This is a genomic window from Aeromonas sp. R1-1 (assembly GCF_040908495.1).
Classification (GTDB): domain Bacteria; phylum Pseudomonadota; class Gammaproteobacteria; order Enterobacterales; family Aeromonadaceae; genus Aeromonas; species Aeromonas veronii.
In genome coordinates, this window is record NZ_JBFODV010000045.1 from 1 (window position 1) to 2,708 (window position 2,708).

Consider the following 2,708-nt stretch of genomic DNA (forward strand, 5'->3'; position numbering starts at 1 on the left):
GGCGTGCTGATCTTCACCACCGCCATCGCCGCCGGGGCGGGCATCCTGATGTCCAACCTGTTTGGCCTGACTGCTGAAGGGCTCACCTCCGGTGCCGCCGAGAGCGCCCGTGGCGCTGCGCTGCAGACCACCCTCGGTAGCGTAGAGAGCATGTCGTTCGCCAAGATGATGCTGGAGTTCATTCCTGCCAACCCCTTCCTCGACATGACCGGGGCGCGCAAGACCTCCACCATCGCCGTGGTGATCTTCTCCATCTTCATCGGCCTCTCCGCTACCGGCATCGCCCGCAAGAAGCCGGAGATCTTCGCCAGCTTCAGCCACTTCGTGGCCGTGGCTCATGCCATCGTAATGCGAATGGTGACTCTGGTGCTGCGCCTGACCCCGTTTGGCGTACTGGCGCTGATGACCAAGGTGGTCTCCGGCTCCAACTATGCTGACATCCTCAACCTGCTCAGCTTTGTGATGGCCTCTTACGGCGCCATCGCCATCATGTTTGTCGTGCACCTGCTGCTGGTGAGCATGGTCGGCATCAACCCGCTTCGCTTCCTCAAGAAGATCACGCCGGTGCTGGCGTTTGCCTTCACCTCGCGCACCAGTGCGGGCTCCATCCCGATGAACGTGCAGACCCAGACCAAGTCGCTGGGTATTCCGGAGGGGATCGCCAACTTCGCCGCCTCCTTCGGTTCCACCATCGGCCAGAACGGCTGTGCCGGTATCTATCCGGCCATGCTGGCCGTGATGATTGCCCCGACCGTCGGGGTCAACCCGATGGATCCCGGCTTTATCATGACCCTGATCGCCATCATCACCGTCAGCTCCTTCGGGGTGGCGGGGATTGGCGGTGGCGCCACCTTTGCCGCGCTGATCGTGCTCTCCGCGCTGGACTTCCCGGTGGCGCTGGCCGGTCTGCTCATTTCCATCGAGCCGCTGATCGATATGGGCCGTACCGCGCTCAACGTCTCCGGCTCCATCACAGCAGGGACGGTCACCAGCCGCCTGATGGGCGAGACCGACATGCATGTGTTCAACAGCGATCATGAAGTGAGTCTGGACGGCGAAGAGTCCACCGTCTGATTTGCTGTCGGTTGATCTGCCCGTGGAAAGGGGTGACTCTTTCCCGTCATAGACCGCAGGGAGGGCATGCCCTCCCTGCGCCATTGAGAGGAAAAGCAATGAGAATTCTGATCATCGGTGGCGAAGCCGCCGGTATGAGCGCGGCGGCCAAGGCACGCCGTCTGGCCAAAGATGCCGACATCGTGGTGTATGAGGCCTCCGAGGTGATCTCTTTCGGTGCCTGCGGCCTGCCTTACTTCGTCGGTGACGAGTTTCAGGAGCCTGGTTACATGGCCGAGTTCACCCCCGAGCAGTTCGCCGCCAAGGGGATCGAGGTCAAGATTGGCCATCGGGTGCTGAGCGTTGACGCAACTGCCCAGACCCTGCAGGTGGAGCACAACGGCGACACCTTCACCGACTGCTACGATCGGCTGATGATCGCCACCGGAGCCCGCGAAGTGATGCCCCCCATCCCCGGTCTGCAGCAGCAAGAGGTATTCGGTCTGCGCCGGATGGCCGACGGGCTGGCGCTTAAGGCGGCGGTGCAAGACAAGAATAATCGCCGCGCCGTGGTGATTGGCTCCGGCTTTATCGGGCTGGAGGTGGTCGAGGCGCTGGTCCATCAGGGTAAAGAGGTGCGTCTTATCGAGCTGGCGGATCGGGTCATTCCCGACGCGTTTGATGGCGAGATCACCCAGCACATCGAAACCGAACTGCGCGAGCAGGGGGTCTCTCTCCATCTGGGTGAGCGAGTTGAAGCGCTGCTGGGGGATGGCCGGGTGACCGGCGTGCGAACCAGCCAGGGCGAGTACGAGGCCGATATCGTGGTGGTCTGCACCGGGGTCAAGCCCAACACCGAGTTTCTGGCCGATACCGGCATCGAGCGGCTCGGCAACGGCGCCATCAAGGTGGATCGTCAGGGACGCAGCTCGCTGGCCAACATCTGGTCGGCCGGTGACTGTGCCAGCGTCTGGCACAGCGTGAAGCAGCAGCAGGTCTATGTGCCGCTCGCCACCATCGCCAACAAGCTGGGCCGTATGGTGGGTGAGAACCTGGCGGGGGCCGAGCAGGAGTTCCCGGGCACTTTGGGCTCTGCCGCGCTCAAGGTGTTGGGGCTGGAGGCGGGCCGTACCGGCCTTTCCGAGCAGGAAGCCAGGGCGATGGGCATCGACTATCGCACCGTGGTTATCAAGGACAAGTGCCACACCAACTACTGCCCGGGTCAGTCCGACATTCACGTCAAGCTGGTCTATGAGGCGGGCAGCAAGCGGCTGCTGGGTGGCCAGATCCTCGGTCGCAAGGGGGCGGTACACCGCATCGACGCGCTGGCGGTGGCCATCACCATGGGGGTGACTACCGAGCAGCTCGGCATGCTGGACTTTGCCTACGCGCCGCCATTCTCCCGCACCTGGGATGCCCTGAACGTGGCGGGTAATGTCGCGAAGTAAGCGTTGCGATGACTGCGTCGTTACGCAGATTCTGCTCTGCAGAGCAATCTGCGGGTAATAGCTGAGGGTAAATTGCAGCGATAAAAAAAACCGATGCCTTGGCATCGGTTTTTTTAGGCTCTGTCCCAATTACGTGTTGAAAGGCTAATCTTGAAGTAGGCCATCACCTTGAGGTCTACCATCATGGATACCCCAGCCTTTCAACAC

General features: G+C 61.9%; 2 protein-coding genes. Both read left to right on the forward strand.

Features of this window, described 5'->3' with window-relative positions:
* A partial coding sequence (locus AB5Y92_RS02255) for an L-cystine transporter (RefSeq protein WP_368225390.1) occupies window positions 1–1,074 on the forward strand: 1,074 nt, incomplete at its 5' end.
* A gap of 98 nt (window positions 1,075–1,172) precedes the next feature.
* On the forward strand, window positions 1,173–2,501 hold the full coding sequence (locus AB5Y92_RS02260; protein ID WP_164537336.1) for a CoA-disulfide reductase: 1,329 nt from the start codon (window positions 1,173–1,175) through the stop codon (window positions 2,499–2,501).
* Window positions 2,502–2,708 lie beyond the last annotated feature (207 nt).